This is a genomic window from Streptomyces sp. NPDC006265 (genome assembly GCF_040613555.1).
In the GTDB taxonomy this organism is placed as follows: Bacteria; Actinomycetota; Actinomycetes; order Streptomycetales; family Streptomycetaceae; genus Streptomyces.
The window spans coordinates 1-17,647 of record NZ_JBEXSH010000083.1; the positions used below are offsets into that span (position 1 = coordinate 1).

14 protein-coding genes and 4 pseudogenes are annotated in these 17,647 nt (G+C 72.0%); 12 read left to right on the forward strand and 6 right to left on the reverse strand.

Features of this window, described 5'->3' with window-relative positions:
- Positions 1–471: helix-turn-helix transcriptional regulator (locus ABZ281_RS10095; protein ID WP_356653946.1), on the reverse strand; the 471-nt coding region annotated here is incomplete at its 3' end.
- Positions 472–697: 226 nt separating this feature from the next.
- On the opposite strand from ABZ281_RS10095, the gene ABZ281_RS10100 reads away from it, so the two are divergent.
- The gene (locus ABZ281_RS10100) at positions 698–1,126 is read left to right on the forward strand and encodes a peptidase inhibitor family I36 protein (RefSeq protein ID WP_356653948.1); all 429 of its coding nucleotides are present in this window, start codon (positions 698–700) and stop codon (positions 1,124–1,126) included.
- A gap of 80 nt (positions 1,127–1,206) precedes the next feature.
- Here ABZ281_RS10100 and ABZ281_RS10105 read toward each other — a convergent pair.
- Positions 1,207–2,005 (reverse strand): annotated as a pseudogene (locus ABZ281_RS10105) (SulP family inorganic anion transporter); the annotation flags it as partial.
- Here ABZ281_RS10105 and ABZ281_RS10110 point away from each other — a divergent pair.
- From ABZ281_RS10110 to ABZ281_RS10120, 3 genes and pseudogenes are all read left to right on the forward strand, one after another.
- Positions 1,950–2,556: pseudogene (locus ABZ281_RS10110) on the forward strand (ATP-binding protein); the annotation flags it as partial. The pseudogenes ABZ281_RS10105 and ABZ281_RS10110 sit on opposite strands and share 56 nt — an antisense overlap.
- Before the next feature lie 160 nt (positions 2,557–2,716).
- Complete coding sequence (locus tag ABZ281_RS10115; protein WP_356653950.1) at positions 2,717–3,199, forward strand: excalibur calcium-binding domain-containing protein; 483 nt, start codon at positions 2,717–2,719, stop codon at positions 3,197–3,199.
- A gap of 92 nt (positions 3,200–3,291) precedes the next feature.
- Positions 3,292–3,810, forward strand: coding sequence for an NUDIX hydrolase (locus ABZ281_RS10120; protein WP_356653952.1), 519 nt, complete (start codon positions 3,292–3,294; stop codon positions 3,808–3,810).
- A 168-nt stretch (positions 3,811–3,978) separates the two neighbouring features.
- Here ABZ281_RS10120 and ppdK read toward each other — a convergent pair whose 3' ends face one another.
- Complete coding sequence (gene ppdK / locus ABZ281_RS10125) at positions 3,979–6,672, reverse strand: pyruvate, phosphate dikinase (protein WP_356653972.1); 2,694 nt, start codon at positions 6,670–6,672, stop codon at positions 3,979–3,981.
- A gap of 578 nt (positions 6,673–7,250) precedes the next feature.
- Positions 7,251–8,081 (reverse strand): annotated as a pseudogene (locus ABZ281_RS10130) (NADH-quinone oxidoreductase subunit D); the annotation flags it as partial.
- Positions 8,082–8,112: 31 nt separating this feature from the next.
- Between ABZ281_RS10130 and ABZ281_RS10135 the strand changes: the two are divergent.
- A complete protein-coding gene (locus ABZ281_RS10135; protein WP_356653954.1) occupies positions 8,113–8,643 on the forward strand; it encodes a PH domain-containing protein in 531 nt (176 codons plus the stop codon).
- Entirely contained in the window at positions 8,640–9,965 is a 1,326-nt protein-coding gene (locus tag ABZ281_RS10140) for a PH domain-containing protein (RefSeq protein WP_356653956.1), read from the forward strand. Before ABZ281_RS10135 ends, ABZ281_RS10140 begins: the two co-directional genes overlap by 4 nt.
- A gap of 84 nt (positions 9,966–10,049) precedes the next feature.
- Here the strand turns inward: ABZ281_RS10140 and ABZ281_RS10145 are convergent, their stop codons facing one another.
- Both ABZ281_RS10145 and ABZ281_RS10150 read right to left on the reverse strand, forming a co-directional pair.
- On the reverse strand, positions 10,050–11,396 hold the full coding sequence (locus ABZ281_RS10145; RefSeq protein WP_356653958.1) for a hypothetical protein: 1,347 nt from the start codon (positions 11,394–11,396) through the stop codon (positions 10,050–10,052).
- 135 nt (positions 11,397–11,531) lie between these two features.
- Entirely contained in the window at positions 11,532–12,653 is a 1,122-nt protein-coding gene (locus tag ABZ281_RS10150; protein ID WP_356653960.1) for an alpha/beta hydrolase-fold protein, read from the reverse strand.
- A gap of 230 nt (positions 12,654–12,883) precedes the next feature.
- Between ABZ281_RS10150 and ABZ281_RS10155 the strand changes: the two genes are divergently transcribed.
- The 6 genes and pseudogenes from ABZ281_RS10155 to ABZ281_RS10180 form a co-directional block, all read left to right on the forward strand.
- Positions 12,884–14,719 (forward strand): phosphatidylglycerol lysyltransferase domain-containing protein, encoded by a 1,836-nt coding sequence (locus ABZ281_RS10155; protein ID WP_356653962.1) that lies wholly within the window; start codon positions 12,884–12,886, stop codon positions 14,717–14,719.
- Positions 14,720–14,790: 71 nt separating this feature from the next.
- Positions 14,791–15,681: a dihydropteroate synthase gene (gene folP, locus ABZ281_RS10160; RefSeq protein ID WP_356653964.1), complete on the forward strand. Its 891-nt coding sequence runs from the start codon at positions 14,791–14,793 to the stop codon at positions 15,679–15,681.
- The gene (locus tag ABZ281_RS10165) at positions 15,678–16,187 is read left to right on the forward strand and encodes a nuclear transport factor 2 family protein (RefSeq protein ID WP_356653966.1); all 510 of its coding nucleotides are present in this window, start codon (positions 15,678–15,680) and stop codon (positions 16,185–16,187) included. Before folP ends, ABZ281_RS10165 begins: the two co-directional genes overlap by 4 nt.
- Before the next feature lie 236 nt (positions 16,188–16,423).
- Positions 16,424–16,783 (forward strand): dihydroneopterin aldolase, encoded by a 360-nt coding sequence (folB, locus tag ABZ281_RS10170; RefSeq protein ID WP_356653968.1) that lies wholly within the window; start codon positions 16,424–16,426, stop codon positions 16,781–16,783.
- On the forward strand, positions 16,780–17,391 hold the full coding sequence (folK, locus tag ABZ281_RS10175; protein ID WP_356653970.1) for a 2-amino-4-hydroxy-6-hydroxymethyldihydropteridine diphosphokinase: 612 nt from the start codon (positions 16,780–16,782) through the stop codon (positions 17,389–17,391). The genes folB and folK overlap by 4 nt, the downstream gene beginning before the upstream one ends.
- Positions 17,392–17,451: 60 nt before the next feature.
- Positions 17,452–17,577 (forward strand): annotated as a pseudogene (locus tag ABZ281_RS10180) (DUF3180 domain-containing protein); the annotation flags it as partial.
- Positions 17,578–17,647 lie beyond the last annotated feature (70 nt).

Genomic DNA, 17,647 nt, shown 5'->3' on the forward strand with positions numbered 1-17,647 from the left:
GACCCCGGCAGGCCCGGCGGCCCGACCCAAGGCCAAATCCGTAGCGGACTCGGCGGGCCGCCCCGTGGCCGAATCCGTGCCGGGCCCGGCGTCCCGGCCGAGGGCCGCGTCCGTGGCGCGTGCCCGCCCTTCGGCCTCGGATTCCGCTCGGTCGTCCTTCTCTTCCTCCGCACCGGCCGCGGATCCGGCACCGGCACCGGCCGCGGCGGCGGCTGCCCGCGCCGCGTCGGCCAGGGCCCACAGACGGTGCAGGGTGCGCAGTTCGTCCGGGGTCGCGCCGCAGACCGTGGCCAGCCGATGCACGCTGCCGTAGTCCTGCGGCACCGACGTACCACGGCAGTAGCGGTGCAGGGTCGAGCCCGCCAGGCCGGACTTCCTGGCGAGGGCCTCGTAACTCAGTCCGGACCGGCTCTTGAGTGAACGCAACAGCGCGGCGAACCGCTCCGTTTCAGGGCATGCGGACAACGCCATTCCCCCTCGGGAATCCCCAACGGACGCTGGTCGGGCGTCTCGTGCCGACACTGTGCCACCAAAGGCGTCCCATGGCCGTCCCAACGGTTCCGGAACGCGCCAGGCAGGCGCCGGGACACCGTCCCGGCATCCCAGACGGCCCCCGCGTCCTTGCCCGGCCCGGTCGCGCCTTGCCAGCGTCGGGCCGTCCGATCCACCGTCCCCGACCTCCGAGGAGACCAGGCTCATGCGCCTTTCCGTACGCCGGCACTCTCGTACGAACTCGCTGCTCGCGGTTCTCACCGTCAGCGCCGCCGCCGTCACCGCCCTGGCCGTGCCGAGCTCCGCGTCGGCGGCCCCGGCCGCGCCCGCCGCGGTGGACTGCGCGTCCGGGCACATCTGCTTCTGGACCGGAGCCAACTTCACCGGCAGCAAGTGCGCGTGGGACGTGGCCGACCCCGACTGGCAGAGCGGTGCCGTCAGGTGTTCCTGGGCCGCCACGACCAACGTGAAGTCGGTGTGGAACGCCGGCACCAGCAGCTCCACCGGTGTCGCCTACTACCGGGGCGCCAACTACTCCGACCGCGTCGGCTGCACCCGCCAGCAGCACGGCGGCAACCTGGCCGGCACGTACAGGGTCCGCTCCCACCGGTGGATCTCGGGCAGCTGCGGCTGATCCGGCCCCCGGCACGAACGCGGTGGCGTGCACGCCTGCTCGGGCGGGCACGCCGCCTCGGCATGTCCCACACGGGTGGGTCAGCCCACGAGGGGTGAGCGCGCGTGCTCCTCCGGGAGGGGCCTCGCGTCGAGGTAGAACCACTCGGCGTCCGCGGGGGGCCAGGGCGGCGGTTCCGCCGCGGCCTCCTCGGCACGGGTGGCCGGACGCCTGGGCAGCGGCGCCGCCGCCGGGCCCTCGAAGGCGGGCGGCGCGGCACCGGCCTGCTTCGCCTCGCCCGGCATCAGCAGCTCCACCCGCAGCCCCAGTCCCCGCTGCTGGGCGGTGAACTCCTCGACCTGCTGGCGGCAAGCGTGGTCCAGGTGGGTCACGCCGGTCAGGTCGAGCCGGATCCGCGGCTTCCCGGACGCGGCGGCCGCCTCCAGCGCGTCGATCACCTTCGGCAGCCGCAGGAACGTGGCGTTGCCCGCCATGACGACCTTCGCCGTGTCCTGCTCCACGTGCTGGCGGATCACGGTCTGCGACATGCGCAGCGCGGCCAGCACGATTCCCGCGGCGAGTCCGAACAGCACGCCCTCCAGCAGCGCGGTCGCCACGATGACCAGCATGGTCATCGTCATCACCGCGAACTCGCCCCTGTCCTGCCGCCACATCTTCGGGAACTCGGCGGGCCCGAACAGCTTCCAGCCGCTGTGCCACGAGGACGGCGGCGAGCGCGGAGATCGGGATCAGCGCGAGCACCTGCGGCAGCAGCAGCGCGAACAGGAGCAGCCACAGGCCGTGCAGGGTGCGCGAGAGCCGGGGCTTGGCCCCGGCCTGGACGCCGGACATCGCCGCCCGGGCCCGGGGCAGCCTCACCGCCGCCGTCACCGAGACGGACCGGTTGGCCCGCATGGTCGAGCACCTGCTGGCCATGGCCCGGCTGGAAGAGCACGCGGCCATCCCCACCACCGTCGACCTGGGCGGGGTCTGCGCCGAGCGGCACCGTACCTGGCAGCCCCTGTTCGCGCGGGAGGGCGTCTCCCTCGTGCTCTTCGCCGGGAGTGCGGGCCCGGTGCTCGCGGTGCCGGGGGCCGTCGAGCAGATCATGGACAACCTGCTGTCCAACGCCTTGCGGGCGTCCCCGGCGGGCAGCACCGTCACAGTCGAGCTGCGGCTCCAGGCCCCGCCCCGGCGGGCGTTGCGCGACAGCCGGCCCCGCTGGGTCGACGTGCACGTCACCGATGAGGGGTCTCGGTCTCGGTCTCGCCCTGGTGCAGCGCCTCGCCCACGCCGGCGGCGGCGAGGCGGCGCTGCGTGCGGCGGCGACCGGCGGTCTCGACGTGGTGATCCGGCTGCCGTCCGCGCGACCGCCGGGCGAGGGCGCCTCCGGGCCCGGCGGCGACCGCCCGAGGAGGCCGAGACGGGAGGCCCCGGCGCTGCCGGCGTAGGCCTGACGCCCGTGGGGCACAAACGGCACCGGCCGGACCGGCAGGGACAACGCCACCGATGTGACTTCACATGACCATCACAAATTGGTCACTCCTTCCTCATGCCCGGCCATCCGGTCCTACGGTCATCCCCTCACGTATCAGCCCTGGGGGGATGACCATGACCAATCCGTACACCGGCCCGTACCCCGCACCGCCGGTGCCGCAGCCCGGCGGACCGGCACCCCGCTGGGCCCGCAAGCGCTACGTGCTGCCCGCCCTCGGGCTCGCCCTGTTCATCGGCATCGGCCTGGGCGCGAGCGGTGAGGAGGGCACGGACGACGCGAAACCCGTGTCCGCCAAGCCCCGCCCGACGGTCACGGTCACCGCGACGGCCACCACCACCGCGACACCGCCCGCGAAGGAGCCGGAGCCCGCCCCCACCGTCACGGCCACGAAGACCGTCGAGGTGACCACCACGGTCACCGCGCGACCGGCGGCGGGCGGCGGGTCCGACGACGGCGGCTCGGGGGGCGGCGGGGGCGTGTACTACGGCAACTGCAGCGAGGTCCGTGCCGCCGGTGCCGCCCCCATCCACCGGGGTGAGCCCGGGTACGCCTCCCACCTGGACCGGGACAACGACGGGGTCGCCTGCGACACCTGAGCCGGACGCGCCGGTGACCATCGGCGGGCCCGGCCGTTCCACCGTTCGGGGCAGCTCGTCCGGGCTGCCCCGCCGACGGAAGGAACACCACCGTGGACACGACCGTGCCCGCCCCGAACGCGCCGCGTGTGCTGCCCCGCGACGAGTGGGTCAAGACGTTGCCGCAGACCATCGTCGCGTCCTGCGTCCTGCTGCTCGACGCCGAGGACCGGATCCTGCTGTTGCGCTACGCCGGTGGCCAGCCCGCCGCGGGCCTTTGGGGGTTGCCGGGCGGCATGCTCGACCACGGCGAGGACCCCGTCGGCGCCGCACGCCGGGAGCTGCACGAGGAGACCGGCATCGAGCTCGACGGGGACCTGCGGTTCATCGGGTACGACCACCGGGCCGACGTGCTGGGCACCGGGCCGGTGATCGACTTCTACTTCCACGGTGGCCGGCTCCCGGCCGGGCAGCCCGTCCTGCGCAGTTCGGAGCACGACCACCACGGCCTCTTCGCCCTCGCCGACCTGGAGTCCACCCCGCTGGCGACCGGGCTGCCCACCCTCACCGCCCTGCTGACCGCGGCCCGCACCGACACGGTCGTATGCCTGCGCGACGGCCTGCCGCAGTGACCGTCCCCGGGCCCTGAACGGAACGCGCGAAACGCGAGAGACGGAACGCGCGAGAGCGGGGCGGCACCTCCGCACAAGGTGCCGCCCCGCTCTTCTCCGTGCGCCGGAGCCGCCGCGATCGGTGAGGGTCGGGGACCGCCGACGGCTCCGGGTTCTTTTGCCCCCGGGTCAGCGGTGGTCGCTGCCCTGGGACTGGACCGCCGCCCGGCCCGCTTCCAGGCGGGCCACCGGGATGCGGAACGGGGAGCAGGAGACGTAGTCGAGTCCGACCTCGTGGAAGAAGTGGACCGACTCGGGGTCGCCGCCGTGCTCGCCGCAGACGCCGAGCTTGAGGTCGGGGCGGGTCTCCCGGCCGGCCTTGGCGGCCAGCTTCACCAGCGAGCCGACACCGTCCTTGTCGATCGTCTCGAACGGGGAGACACCGAAGATGCCCTTCTCCAGGTACGCCGTGAAGAAGCTCGCCTCCACGTCGTCCCGCGAGAAGCCCCACACCGTCTGGGTCAGGTCGTTCGTGCCGAAGGAGAAGAACTGCGCGGCCTCGGCGATCTGACCGGCGGTGAGCGCGGCGCGCGGCAGCTCGATCATCGTGCCGATGGACAGCTTCAGCTGCGCGCCCGAGGCGGCCTCGACCTCGGCGATGACCGCGTCGGCCTCCTCGCGCACGATCTCCAGCTCCTGGACCGTGCCCACGAGCGGGATCATGATCTCGGCGCGCGGGTCGCCCTTGGCGGCCTTGCGCTCGGCCGCGGCCTCGGCGATCGCGCGGACCTGCATGGTGAACAGGCCGGGGATGACCAGGCCGAGGCGGACACCGCGCAGACCCAGCATCGGGTTCTGCTCGTGCAGGCGGTGGACCGCCTGGAGCAGGCGGAGTTCGTTCTCGTGCGGCTCCTCACGGGACTCGGCGAGGGCCACGCGGACGGACAGCTCGGTGATGTCCGGGAGGAACTCGTGCAGCGGCGGGTCCAGCAGGCGGACGGTGACCGGGAGGCCGTCCATCGACTCGAAGAGCTGCACGAAGTCCTGCTTCTGGAGCGGGAGCAGCTGCTTGAGGGACTCCTCGCGCTCGGCGTCCGTGTCGGCCAGGATCAGCCGCTCCACCAGCTCGCGCCGGTCGCCGAGGAACATGTGCTCGGTGCGGCACAGGCCGATGCCCTGGGCGCCGAAGCGGCGGGCGCGCAGCGCGTCCTCGGCGTTGTCGGCGTTGGCGCGCACCCGCAGGCGGCGCTTGCGGTCGGCGAAGGCCATCATCCGGTGGACGGCCTCGACCAGCTCGTCGGCGTCGTCGGCGCCCGGGTGCATCCGGCCCTCGAAGTACTCCACGACCGGCGACGGCACGACCGGTACCTCACCGAGGTAGACCTTGCCCGAGGAGCCGTCGATGGAGACGACGTCTCCCTCCTCGACGACGTGCCCGCCCGGCACGGTCATCCGGCGGCGCTTGGTGTCGACCTCCAGCTCCTCGGCGCCGCAGACACAGGTCTTGCCCATGCCGCGCGCGACGACGGCCGCGTGGGAGGTCTTGCCGCCGCGGGAGGTCAGGATGCCCTCGGCGGCGATCATGCCGTCCAGGTCGTCGGGGTTGGTCTCGCGGCGGATCAGGATGACCTTCTCGCCGGAACGCGACCACTTCACGGCCGTGTAGGAGTCGAAGACGGCCTTGCCGACGGCCGCGCCCGGGGAGGCGGCGATGCCACGCCCGACCTGCGCGACCTTCGCGTCCTCGTCGAAGCGCGGGAACATCAGCTGCGCGAGCTGGGCGCCGTTGACGCGGGTGAGCGCCTCGGCCTCGTCGATCAGGCCCTGGTCCACCAGCTGGGTCGCGATGCGGAAGGCCGCGCCCGCGGTGCGCTTGCCGACGCGGGTCTGGAGCATCCAGAGCACACCGCGCTCGATGGTGAACTCGATGTCGCAGAGGTCCTTGTAGTGGTTCTCCAGCGTCTCCATGATCTGCATGAGCTGGTCGTACGACTTCTTGTCGATCTGCTCCAGCTCGGCGAGCGGCACGGTGTTGCGGATGCCCGCCACGACGTCCTCGCCCTGGGCGTTCTGGAGGTAGTCGCCGTAGACGCCCTGGTGGCCGCTGGCGGGGTCGCGGGTGAAGGCGACGCCGGTGCCGGAGTCGGGGCCGAGGTTGCCGAAGACCATGGAGCAGACGTTGACGGCCGTGCCCAGGTCGTGCGGGATGCGCTCCTGGCGGCGGTAGAGCTTGGCCCGGTCGGTGTTCCAGGAGTCGAAAACCGCGTGGATGGCGAGGTCCATCTGCTCGCGGGGGTCCTGCGGGAAGTCCCGGGCGGCCTCGGTCTTGACGATCTTCTTGAATTTGGTGACGAGCTTCTTGAGGTCGGCGGCCTCCAGCTCGGTGTCGACCGTGACCTTCTTGGCCGCCTTGGCCGCGTCCAGCGCGTCCTCGAACAGCTCGCCGTCGACGCCCAGGACGGTCTTGCCGAACATCTGGATGAGGCGGCGGTAGGAGTCCCACGCGAACCGGTCGTCGCCGGCCTGCTTGGCCAGGCCCTGCACCGACTTGTCGGACAGGCCGATGTTGAGGACGGTGTCCATCATGCCGGGCATGGAGAACTTGGCGCCCGAGCGCACCGACACCAGCAGCGGGTCGTCGGCCTGGCCGAGCTTCTTGCCCATGCGGGCCTCGAGCGCGTCGAGGTGTGCACTCACCTCGTCACGCAGTGCCGCCGGCTCCTCGCCACTGTCGAGGTAGACCTTGCAGGCCTCGGTGGTGATGGTGAAGCCGGGAGGGACCGGAAGGCCCAGGTTCGTCATCTCCGCGAGGTTCGCGCCCTTGCCACCGAGGAGGTCCTTGAGGTCCTTGTTGCCCTCGGTGAAGTCGTAGACGAACTTCACGCCCTCAACGCTGGTGCCGTGCTCAGCTACCTGAAGATCTTTGTTTTCCGACACGGGTCTCGACTCCTCGAGGACGCGGTGGCTGCCCTGACGGCCAGGAACATACCCAGATCAAAGGCGTCTGGGTACGTCCACTCGTGCGTCATACGCCTGTAACCAATCGTCCGCCAGCGGATCGAAAGTCAAGGCTCGGCAAGCGATCGCGGGCGTATGTTTTCACTTCTTGAACGCAAGAACCTCTCTGGACCCCTCAGAGCGCTCATCTGAGCGATGTTTCCGCACATTTGATTTCGCTCGATGAACGATCAAAGGGTGGCACTCAGTGCCACACTTTGGAGAAGTGCAGCCGCTCAAGATCCGCTCATCTGAGCGCAACCCTTATCAGGGGTGGCGAGAATCACGCTGCCACAGCCGCCGGGATTTCACCATGCGGACGCGTCCCGGAACGGAAAACACGGCCGTCACACCCCGAGCGCGCGCAACCGCTCCTCGACCCGCTCGGGCGCGTAGAGGTGCTCCACGACCATGGCACCGGCGCCCACCAGCGCGGCCCGCTCACCCAGCCGTGCGGTGACCACGTCCAGGAGGCACTCGAAGCGGGCGAGGCAGTCGCCCTCCTGCCGAGTGACCACCTTCAGGGTGTCCTGGAGGTCGCCGTAGGCGAGGTACGGCTCGTCCCGGCGCAGGTCGAAGTCGACGCCCGAGGCGCGCCCGATCGGCCCGCTCACCCCGTAGGCGTGCACGGCCTCGGCGGTGAGGGTGCCGACGCCCCGGGTGCGGCCCCGGAAGATCTCGTTGCCGAGCACCAGGTCGTCGAAGCGGTCCATCCGGGAGCGCACGTCGGCGACGGAGGCACGCGCGCGCGTGGTCCACCCGGCCGGCAGATCCTCCTTGAGGCCGCCCACCCGGTTGAACATGTAGTGCATCCGCCCGCCGGAGATCTCCTCCATGACATGCTGGAGCTCCTCGCGCTCCCGGAAGGCGTAGAAGATCGGGGTGATCCCACCGAGCTCCAGCGGGTACGAGCCGAGGAACATCAGGTGGTTGAGCACCCGGTTCAGCTCGGCGAGCAGCGTGCGCAGCCACACCGCGCGCTCGGGGACCTCCATGCCGAGCATCCGCTCCACCGCGAGGACCACGCCCAGCTCGTTGGAGAACGCCGACAGCCAGTCGTGGCGGTTGGCGAGCATGATGATCTGGCGGTAGTCGCGCGCCTCGAACAGCTTCTCCGCGCCGCGGTGCATATAGCCGATCACCGGCTCCGCGTGCCTGATCTGCTCGCCGTCCAGGACGAGCTTCAGCCGCAGTACGCCATGGGTGGACGGGTGCTGCGGCCCGATGTTGAGCACCATGTCGGTGCTCTCCGCGGCGCCACCGATTCCGACCATGGTCTCCGTCGTAGGAGTCATGGACACAGTCTCCCCTACGTACGCTGGCCCCATGGATACGGGGAGTGCGCAGAACACGGGGCCGGACGGGCCGCAGGGCACGATCGAGGCCCTCGGGAACGAGCCGGTGTGGCTCGCGCTGCCGCCCGGCCTGCTGAAGATGCGCCGGTTGCTGCTGGTCGTGTGGCTCGGGCTGATCGCCCTGGCCGCCGGGCTGCTGCCGGGGCTGCTGGCCGGTGCGGCCTGGGCCGCCTTCGCGCTGCCGCCGCTGGCGCTGATGGCCTGGGGCTGGGTGATGATCAAGCGCAACTGGCGTTCCTGGCGGTACACCGAGCGGGCCGACGACCTGCTGATCAGCCGGGGCGTGCTGTGGCGCGAGGAGACGGTCGTGCCGTACGGGCGGATGCAACTGGTCGAGGTCACCTCCGGCCCCGTCGAGCGGCACTTCGGGCTGGCCAGCGTGCAGCTGCACACGGCCGCCGCGGCGACCGACGCGACCATCCCGGGCCTGGACCCGGCCGAAGCGGAACGGCTGCGCGACCGGCTCACCGAGCTGGGCGAAGCCCGGTCGGCGGGGCTGTGACGGCGCCCGGGGCCGCCGAGGCCGTTCCCGACGTCACCGAGCGGCGGCTGCACCCGGTCACCCCGCTGCGCCGCGCCTGGGCACCGGTCGCCGTGCTCATCGGCTGGGCCGTGCACGACCCCGACGGGGCACAGCGCCATCTGACGGGGCTGACGACGACCACGCTGCTGATCGGCCTGGCCGTGCTCGTCCCGGCCGCAGCCCTCTACGGCTTCTGCTCCTGGTGGTTCACGCATTTCGCGGTGACCGAGAGCGAACTGCGCATCCGTACCGGGCTGGTCTTCCGGCGCACCGCGCACATCCGGCTGGAGCGGATCCAGGCCATCGACATCACCCAGCCGCTGCTGGCCCGGGTCGCGGGCGTCTCCAAGCTCAAACTCGACGTCATAGGCACCGACGAGAAGGACGAGCTGGCCTTCCTCGGCGCGGACGAGGCACGGACGCTGCGCGCCGAACTGCTCGCCCGGGCGGCCGGTTTCGCACCCGAGACCGCGCACGAGGTCGGTGAGGCGCCGTCCCGGCAGCTGCTGCGGGTGCCACCCGGCGTCCTCGCACTGTCGCTGGTGCTGACGGGCGCGACCTGGGTGTCGCTGGCCGGGGCGCTCGTCGTCCCGCCGGTGCTGTGGATGCTCACCCACAGCCTGTGGACGGTCCTCGCGGTCGCCCTGCCGCTGCTGGGCGCGGCGGGCGCGAGCAGCGTCGGGCGGTTCGTCGCCGAGTACGACTGGACGGTGGGCGAGTCGCCCGACGGGCTGCGCATCGACCACGGGCTGCTGGACCGGGCCCATGAGACGGTCCCGCCGGGGCGCGTCCAGACCGTGCGGCTCGTGGAACCGCTGCTGTGGCGGCGGCGCGGGTGGGTGCGCGTCGAGCTGGACGTGGCCGGCTCGTCCAACTCCGTGCTGGTGCCGGTCGCTCCGCGCGAGATCGCCGAGGACGTCGTCGCGCGCGTGCTGCCCGGGGTGAGCGTGCCGGGGCCCGCGGACCTGTCACCGGCGCCGCGCAGCGCCCGCTGGTGCGTGCCGCTGTGGTGGCGCGGGTACGGACTCGCCGTCACGGACGCGGTGTTCGCGGCCCGGTCCGGGCTGCTGCGGCGGACTCTGGCGCTGGTGCCGCACGCCAAGGTGCAGAGCGTACGGATGACGCAGGGGCCGTGGGAGCGGGCCCGGGGTGTCGCCGACGTGTGTGTGGACACAGGCGCGAACAAGACGGTGCGGGCCCGGCTGCGGGACGCGGCCGAGGCGCGCAAGCTGCTGGCGGGGCAGGCGGAGCGGTCCCGGACGGGGCGCAGGGACGCCCGGCCGGACCGCTGGATGGCGTGACCGTCCACACAGGCGGACAGCACGACCGTGCGAAAGCCGAAGGGCCCCCGGATGCTGCCGGGCGGCCCTTCGTCCGAACACGCCTCAGGACACCGCGCTGCGCAGTCCCTGTACGTCGATCTGCTCCGTCTCGTCGTGCGCCGTCAGGTCGATGACCTGGCCGATCCCGCGCGACTCCTCGTCGACCGGTTTGTAGCGGGCCTCGGTCTCGGCCTTGTGCAGGGCGAGCGCCTCCTGGCCGACGACATCGGCGAGGTCCTCGTTCTGCACGGCCTCCAGGGCCGCCCGCGACGTGCCGGCCTTCGTGCCGAAGAAGTCGAACCCGCCCCCGGCCGACGGACGCCGCACCGGCGACTGCGGCGGGACGGCCACGGCGGTGGGCACGGTGTAGTGGCCCAAGAGCCGGCCTCCGGGCTGCTCGGGCCGGGCCGTCTCCTCGGCCCGCGCGGTCTCCGGGAGGTGCCCGGTGCCGCCGGGCTGCACGGAGGTCTCGGCGGCCGAAGCGGATGCCTCAGCAGCCGGCACGGGGGTCTCGGCGGCCGGCTCGGGGGTGTCAACGGCCGGTTCGGGGGTCTCAGCGGCCGGCGCGGAACGCTCGCCGCCCGTCTCGGCGGTCGCGCGCTCGTGCCCGTCGGCCGCCTCGGACTGCCCCTGCGCCTCGGCCTCGGCCTCCCGCGCCTGCTCCCGCGGCTCCGCCTGCTCCTGCTTCGGCTCCTGCGCGGGCTCCGCGTCCTCGCCCTTCGGTACGCCGTCGCCGTCGCCGCCACCGTCCGGGTCCGGCACCGGGACCGTCTCGCCGTCGAACCGGGCGAGCGCGGCCGCGGCCCGCAGGAACAGCCGGGACCCCTCGGGCGAGAACACGGCGGGAACCTCGGGCCCCTCCTCCGCGGCGAGAGCGGCAGCCGCCTCGTCCGCCTCCGGCGCAGCGTCCGCCGGGTCCGACGTACCCGCCGGAAGCGCGGCCCGCACCGGAGCCGTCGCCTCTATCTCGAGCACCCGGCGTTCCTCCAGGACGCTCGCGCGTTCGGTCTCCGCCGTGGCGTACCGGCGCAGCAGCGCGGCGTGCTCATTGCGCAGCCCGGCCAGTTCCGTGCGCTTGGCGCGCAGCCGCTGTTCCAGCCTGCCGCGCAGCTCGCGCGATTCCTCGAGGTCGGCCTCCAGTTCGGCGACCCGCTCCTCGAAACGCCACTCGTCGCTCGCACGCGCGCGCGTGAGGTCGGCGACGCGCTTGCCCGCCTGGGCGTCCCAACGGCGCAGCACGACCGCGCCGATGACCGCCGTCGCCGCGGCGGCCGCGGCCAGGCCGCGGAGCACCATCGGCTCCGTGAACACCCAGGGCCCCAGGGCGCAGACGAGGGAGACGCCTGCGATCGCCGACGGGGGCAGCAGCCTGTGCAGGGGCGGGGAATGGCGGTGACGTCCACGTGGCATGGCCAGAAACTTACCGCGCGTAGGCGAATCATGGTGACCCACCCCGCAAAAACAAAGCCACACCGAAACGTTCACACGGCATCAGAACTCGGGAAGAACCGGAATCGACCGCTCATCCAATTCCCAAGATCATTTTCAACGGCCGCTCAGCCGCCCGCTCATCCACTCCAGCGCCGCCGGAATCTCACGCCGCCAGGTGTTGAAGTTGTGGCCACCGCTTTCGAGGATGATCGACGAGATCCGCGTCCGCCCGTTGCCCTCCACCCGCTCGATGAACCCCAGCGTGTCCTTGTAGTTGCCCTCTCCCTGCTTGCTGCTGCTGACCAGCAGGGAGGTATCGGGAGCGGGCATGTGCGCGACGTACCACCCCAGGTCGGCGCGATTCCGCAGCGCCTTGTCGCCCTGGAAGAGATCACCCGTCGTGGCGTCGATCGGCGCCTTGTAGTACGCGGACAAGCCCGCCCCCGCGGCGTACACATCGGGATGGTGCAGGGCGATCTTCAACGCGCAGTAGCCACCCGTGGAGTTGCCGATGATGCCCATGCCGCCCGGCTTTTCGGCCACCCTGTAGTGCGTGCGCAACGCGTCGGGGAGATCCTTCGCGAAGAACGACTCGGTCTGCGGCCCGCCCGGGATGTCGACGCACTCCGTGTCCCGGGGCGGCGCCACCGTGGGACGCAGCATCACCAGGATCATCGGCTCCGCCCGGCCCGCCCGGGCCAGCTCCAGTGCCGTACGCGGATAGCGCAGCTTCTCCACCAGCGCCGACGCCGTACCCGGGTAACCGGTCAGCACGACGGCCGTGGGAAACCGGTGGGTGCGGTAGCGCGGCTGAAAGTACTCCGGCGGCAGATAGACGTACGCGGGCGTGGCGATGCGGGTCGTACGGCCCACGATGTCGACCTGCTGGACCCGGCCGCCGGCCTGGGGCAGCGCACCACCCGCTCCCGGCACCCGGCGCGAGCCGACCACCTCCAGCGGGCCGCCGCCACCCGGCGTGTGGTCGACGACCACACCCTGGTCCCTCTCCTGCCCGAACAGATCGGCCCAGCTTGCGTAGAACCCGAAGGCCTGGTTGGCGGCGAGGCCCAGCGCGGCGAACAGCGCCAACTGGGTGCCCAGCAACAGACCGACCCGCCCGCCCACGGCACGCCAACTGCGCCGGGCCAGCCGTGGCCAGACCCAGACGGTGCCTGCGAACAGCAGCACAGCGGACAGCACCGCCAGCACCAGCATCGTGTTGCTCGTCAGACCCATGCGTTGGTTACCTGCTCGCGCTCTCCGTCCGGGCCCTCGCGAGCACACCTTCGCAAGGGCTTGCCCCGGACTTTCCTCAGCCTTTGAAACGGCTTTGACATGGGGAGTGAACCTCTTCCCCCAAGACACCGTCCTAGAGGGCGCAATGTCGCCGGATGCCCGAATCGGTACCGGATCCAAGGTCTCTCGCAGAACTACGGGATGCGATGTCTGTCAGGACAGATGAGGAAATGTCGGGCGAGGTTCCGCGTCGCAGCAGCGGCACGGCCCGCCCGGGCCCAATGCGCCGGATGCTGCGCGGGCCACACCCCGAGGCCGTCCCCGTCCTCGTCGGCAGAGCCTGCGCCCTGGTGGGCGCCCTGGACATCGCCGCGGGCGTCTTCCCGCGCTTCCGGCACAGCCGCATGCACGCCATCGCCGAAGTCCTGCCCGGCGCGCTCGGCCCGTTCGCGGCCGCCCTGTCCCTCAGCACCGGCGTGCTGCTGCTGCTCCTCGCCCACGGCCTCAAGCGCGGCAAGCGCCGGGCCTGGCGGGCAGCGGTCGCGCTCCTGCCCGCCGGCGCCGTCGCACAGTTCACCTACCGGCACTCGCTCGTCGGCACACTGATCTCCCTGGCCCTGCTCGCGCCCCTGCTGCGCCACCGCGACCAGTTCAACGCCCTGCCCGACCCGCGCAGCCGCTGGCGGGCGGTCGCCAACTTCGTGCTCATGGGCGCCGGTTCACTCCTGCTCGGACTGCTCATCGTCAGCGTCCACGGCGAGCACATCATCGGCGACCCCAGCCTCGCCGACCGCATCACCCACGTCTTCTACGGCCTGTTCGGCTTCGAAGGCCCCGTCGACTACCAGGGCAACACCTCCTGGACCGTCGCCTTCTCCCTCGGCGCCCTCGGCCTGCTCACCGCCGTCACCACCATCTACCTGGCCTTCCGCCCCGAACACCCGGCCGCACAGCTCACCGAGCAGGACGAGGCCCGGCTGCGCGCCCTGCTGGACAAGCACGGACGCCGCGACTCCCTCGGCCACTTCGCCCTGCGCCGCGACAAGGCCGTCGTCTTCTCCCCCAGCGGCAAAGCGGCCGTCACCTACCGCGTCGTCTCCGGCGTGATGCTCGCCAGCGGCGACCCCATCGGCGACGTCGAGGCCTGGCCCGGCGCCATCGAACGCTTCATGGACGAGGCCAAGGCCCACTCCTGGACCCCCGCCGTCATGGGCTGCTCCGAGACCGGCGGCGAGGTGTGGACCCGCGAGACCGGGCTCGACGCCCTCGAACTGGGCGACGAGGCGGTGGTGGACGTCGCGGATTTCTCCCTCGCCGGCCGCGCGATGCGCAACGTGCGCCAGATGGTCAAGCGCATCGAGCGCGCCGGTTACGAAACCCGGGTACGACGTGTCCGTGACCTCGGCGAAGCCGAACTGGAGCGCATCCGGCAGGCCGCCGACGACTGGCGCGGCACCGACACCGAACGCGGCTTCTCCATGGCACTCGGCCGCGTCGGCGACCCCGCCGACGGCGACTGCCTCATCGCCACCGCCCACAAACAGGACGAGCACCCCGGCCCCTACGGCGACCTCAAGGCCATCCTGCACTTCGTGCCCTGGGGCACCGACGGCGTCTCCCTGGACCTGATGCGCCGCGACCGCTCGGCCGACCCCGGCATGAACGAACTGCTCATCGTGGCCTCCCTCCAGGCCGCCCCCCGGCTGGGCATCGCACGCGTCTCCCTCAACTTCGCCATGTTCCGCGCGGCACTCGCCCGCGGCGAGAAGATCGGAGCCGGACCCGTGCTGCGCGCCTGGCGCGGACTGCTCGTCTTCCTCTCCCGCTGGTTCCAGATCGAGTCCCTCTACAAGTTCAACGCCAAGTTCCAGCCACGCTGGGAGCCGCGCTTCGTCGTCTACCGCGTCTCCGCCGACCTCCCCCGCATCGGCTTCGCCGCCATGCAGGCCGAAGGCTTCGTCACCCTCGCCCTCCCCCTGCCACGCTTCCTGCGCCGCCGACGCCTCGCCACCCACCGCCCCTGCGCCCACACCCCCACCGCCGAACGGGACGTCCGGGCGGCCTGACCCCGCCCCCGCACGGGCCGTCACCCGGGCCGCAGCGCCTGACGGCCCCCGCCGGGGCCTACGCTGAACATATGAGCAACCAGAGCGGACGCGGGCGCGTGGCGGGCCTACCCGAATGGGACCGCTGCGCGGTCATGGGAGTCGTGAACGTCACCCCCGACTCCTTCTCCGACGGCGGCCGCTTCTTCGACACCACCGCCGCCGTCAAACGCGGCCTCGACCTGGTCACCGAGGGCGCCGACCTGGTCGACGTGGGCGGCGAATCCACCCGCCCCGGCGCCACCCGCGTCGACGAGGACCAAGAACTGCGCCGCGTCGTCCCCGTCGTCCGCGGCCTGGCCTCCGAAGGCGTCACGGTCTCCGTCGACACCATGCGCGCCTCCGTCGCCGAACGGGCCCTCGCCGCCGGTGCCGCCCTCGTCAACGACGTCAGCGGCGGCCTCGCCGACCCCCGCATGATCCCGGCCGTCGCCGACGCCGGCGCGCCCTTCGTCGTCATGCACTGGCGCGGCTTCCTCCAGGGCGGCAACGTCCGGGGCGAGTACACCGACGTCGTCACCGAAGTCGTCGACGAACTCCACGCACGCGTGGAAGCCGTCCTCGCCGGCGGCATCACCCCCGAACGCGTCGTCGTCGACCCCGGCCTCGGCTTCTCCAAGGACGCCGGACACGACCTCGCCCTCCTCGCCCGCCTCGACCGGGTCCTCACCCTCGGCCACCCACTACTCGTCGCCGCCAGCCGCAAACGCTTCCTCGGCCGGGTCCTCGCCGGCCCCGACGGCCCCCCACCCCCCGCACGCGAACGCGACGCCGCCACCGCCGCCGTCTCCGCACTCGCCGCACACGCCGGCGCCTGGGCGGTCCGCGTCCACGAGGTACGCGCCACCGCCGACGCCGTCCGAGTCGCCCGCGCCATCGCGGGGGCCCGCAGCACGGGCACCCGCGCAGAAGGAGCCCGGTGAGCGCCGCCCCGCACACCGACGTCGAGCAGGTCGAAGCCGCCAACACCGCCTTCTACGAGGCACTCGAGCAAGGCGACTTCGAGGAACTGGCGTCGCTCTGGCTGGCCCCCGCCGACCTGGGCGTCGACGAGTCGTACCACGACCCGGCCGACACCGGCGTCGTCTCCTGCGTGCACCCCGGCTGGCCCGTCCTCACCGGCCGCGGCGAAGTCCTCCGGTCCTACGCGCTGATCATGGCGAACACCGATTACATCCAGTTCTTCCTGACCGACGTGCACGTCTCGGTCACCGGCGACACCGCTCTGGTCAACTGCACCGAGAACATCCTCAGCGGCGGCCCCGCCCCCGAAGGGGCCGGCGAGGAGCTCGGCCCCCTCGTCGGACAGCTCGTGGTCGCCACCAACGTGTTCCGGCGCACGCCCCAGGGGTGGAAACTCTGGTCACACCACGCTTCCCCCGTCCTGGCCGAAACCGACGAGGACGAACAGGACGACACCCCCGCCTGAGTGGGTAGTCGGCACGAAGTGGTTGGAATCACGGACGCCCGGGTAGGGGCGGCTACCAACCTGTGCACCGACGGATTCCCCAGGGGAAACGCTGGATGAATCCCCCCTGGCCCGGCCAAAGCCCCCACCCCGTGGCCCGGCCCCGTCCGTGCGCGCAGGTAGATTCGACCGAGGCCGGTGTGCCGACCGCACACGGCTCCGACCGGCCCTGACCGACGATTGCAGGAGTGATTCGCGTGGATCGTGTCGCGCTGCGCGGCCTGAAGGCCCGCGGGCACCACGGCGTGTTCCCCAGGGAACGCGAAGAGGGCCAGACCTTCATCGTGGACCTCGTCCTCGGCCTCGACACCCGACCGGCCGCGGCCGACGACGACCTGGCGAAGACCGTGCACTACGGCATCGTGGCGGAGGAAGTCGTGGCCGTCGTCGAGGGCGAGCCCGTCGACCTCATCGAGACGCTCGCCGAGCGCATCGCCCAGGCCTGTCTGAAGCACGAGGGAGTACAGGAGGTCGAGGTCTGCGTCCACAAGCCGGACGCCCCGATCACCGTCCCCTTCGACGACGTGACCGTCACCATCACCCGGAGCCGAGCATGACCGCGCCCTTCATCAAGGGTCCCAGCGACCCGACCGTACAGCCGGTACCCGCCTCCGTCGTCGAGAAGGTCGACGCCGCCGACACGACCCTGTCCAACCCCAAATGGGCCGTGGTCGCCCTCGGCTCCAACCTCGGCAACCGCCTGGAGACCCTCCAGGGAGCCGTCGACGCCCTCGGCGACACGCCCGGCCTCCGCATCAAGGGCGTCTCCCCCGTCTACGAGACCGAGCCCTGGGGCGTCGACCCCGGCAGCCAGCCCGCCTACTTCAACGCCGTCGTGGTCCTCAAGACCACCCTCCCGCCGTCCTCGCTCCTGGAGCGCGCACACGCCGTCGAGGAAGCCTTCCACCGCGTCCGCGACGAACACTGGGGCCCCCGCACCCTCGACGTCGACATCGTCTCCTACGCCGACGTCGTCTCCGACGACCCGCAGCTCACTCTCCCCCACCCCCGCGCCCACGAGCGCGCCTTCGTCCTGGTCCCCTGGCACGACCTCGACCCCGAAGCGCAGCTGCCCGGACGCGGGCCCGTCGGCGGCCTCCTGGACACCGTCACCCGCGACGGCGTGGCGCCCCGCCGGGACCTGGAACTCCGGCTGCCCGAGTAGCCGTTAAGGTCAAGACGGCCGCGAACCGGGCCGGAAAACCGGGGGAACCGAAGGGACACCGTGAGAGAGCTGCGTATCAGGGTGCTGGCCGCCGTCTTCGTCGTGGCCGGCGTCCTGTCCTGGGCGGGCGCCCGCCTGTGGAACTCGGTCGGAACGCTCCCGAGCGTCCCCCTGGCCGCCCCCATCGCGGGCGTCACGTCATGCCCGACCCGCTCGACCTCCTGCTCGATGATCGGCCCCTCATCGAGATCAGCCG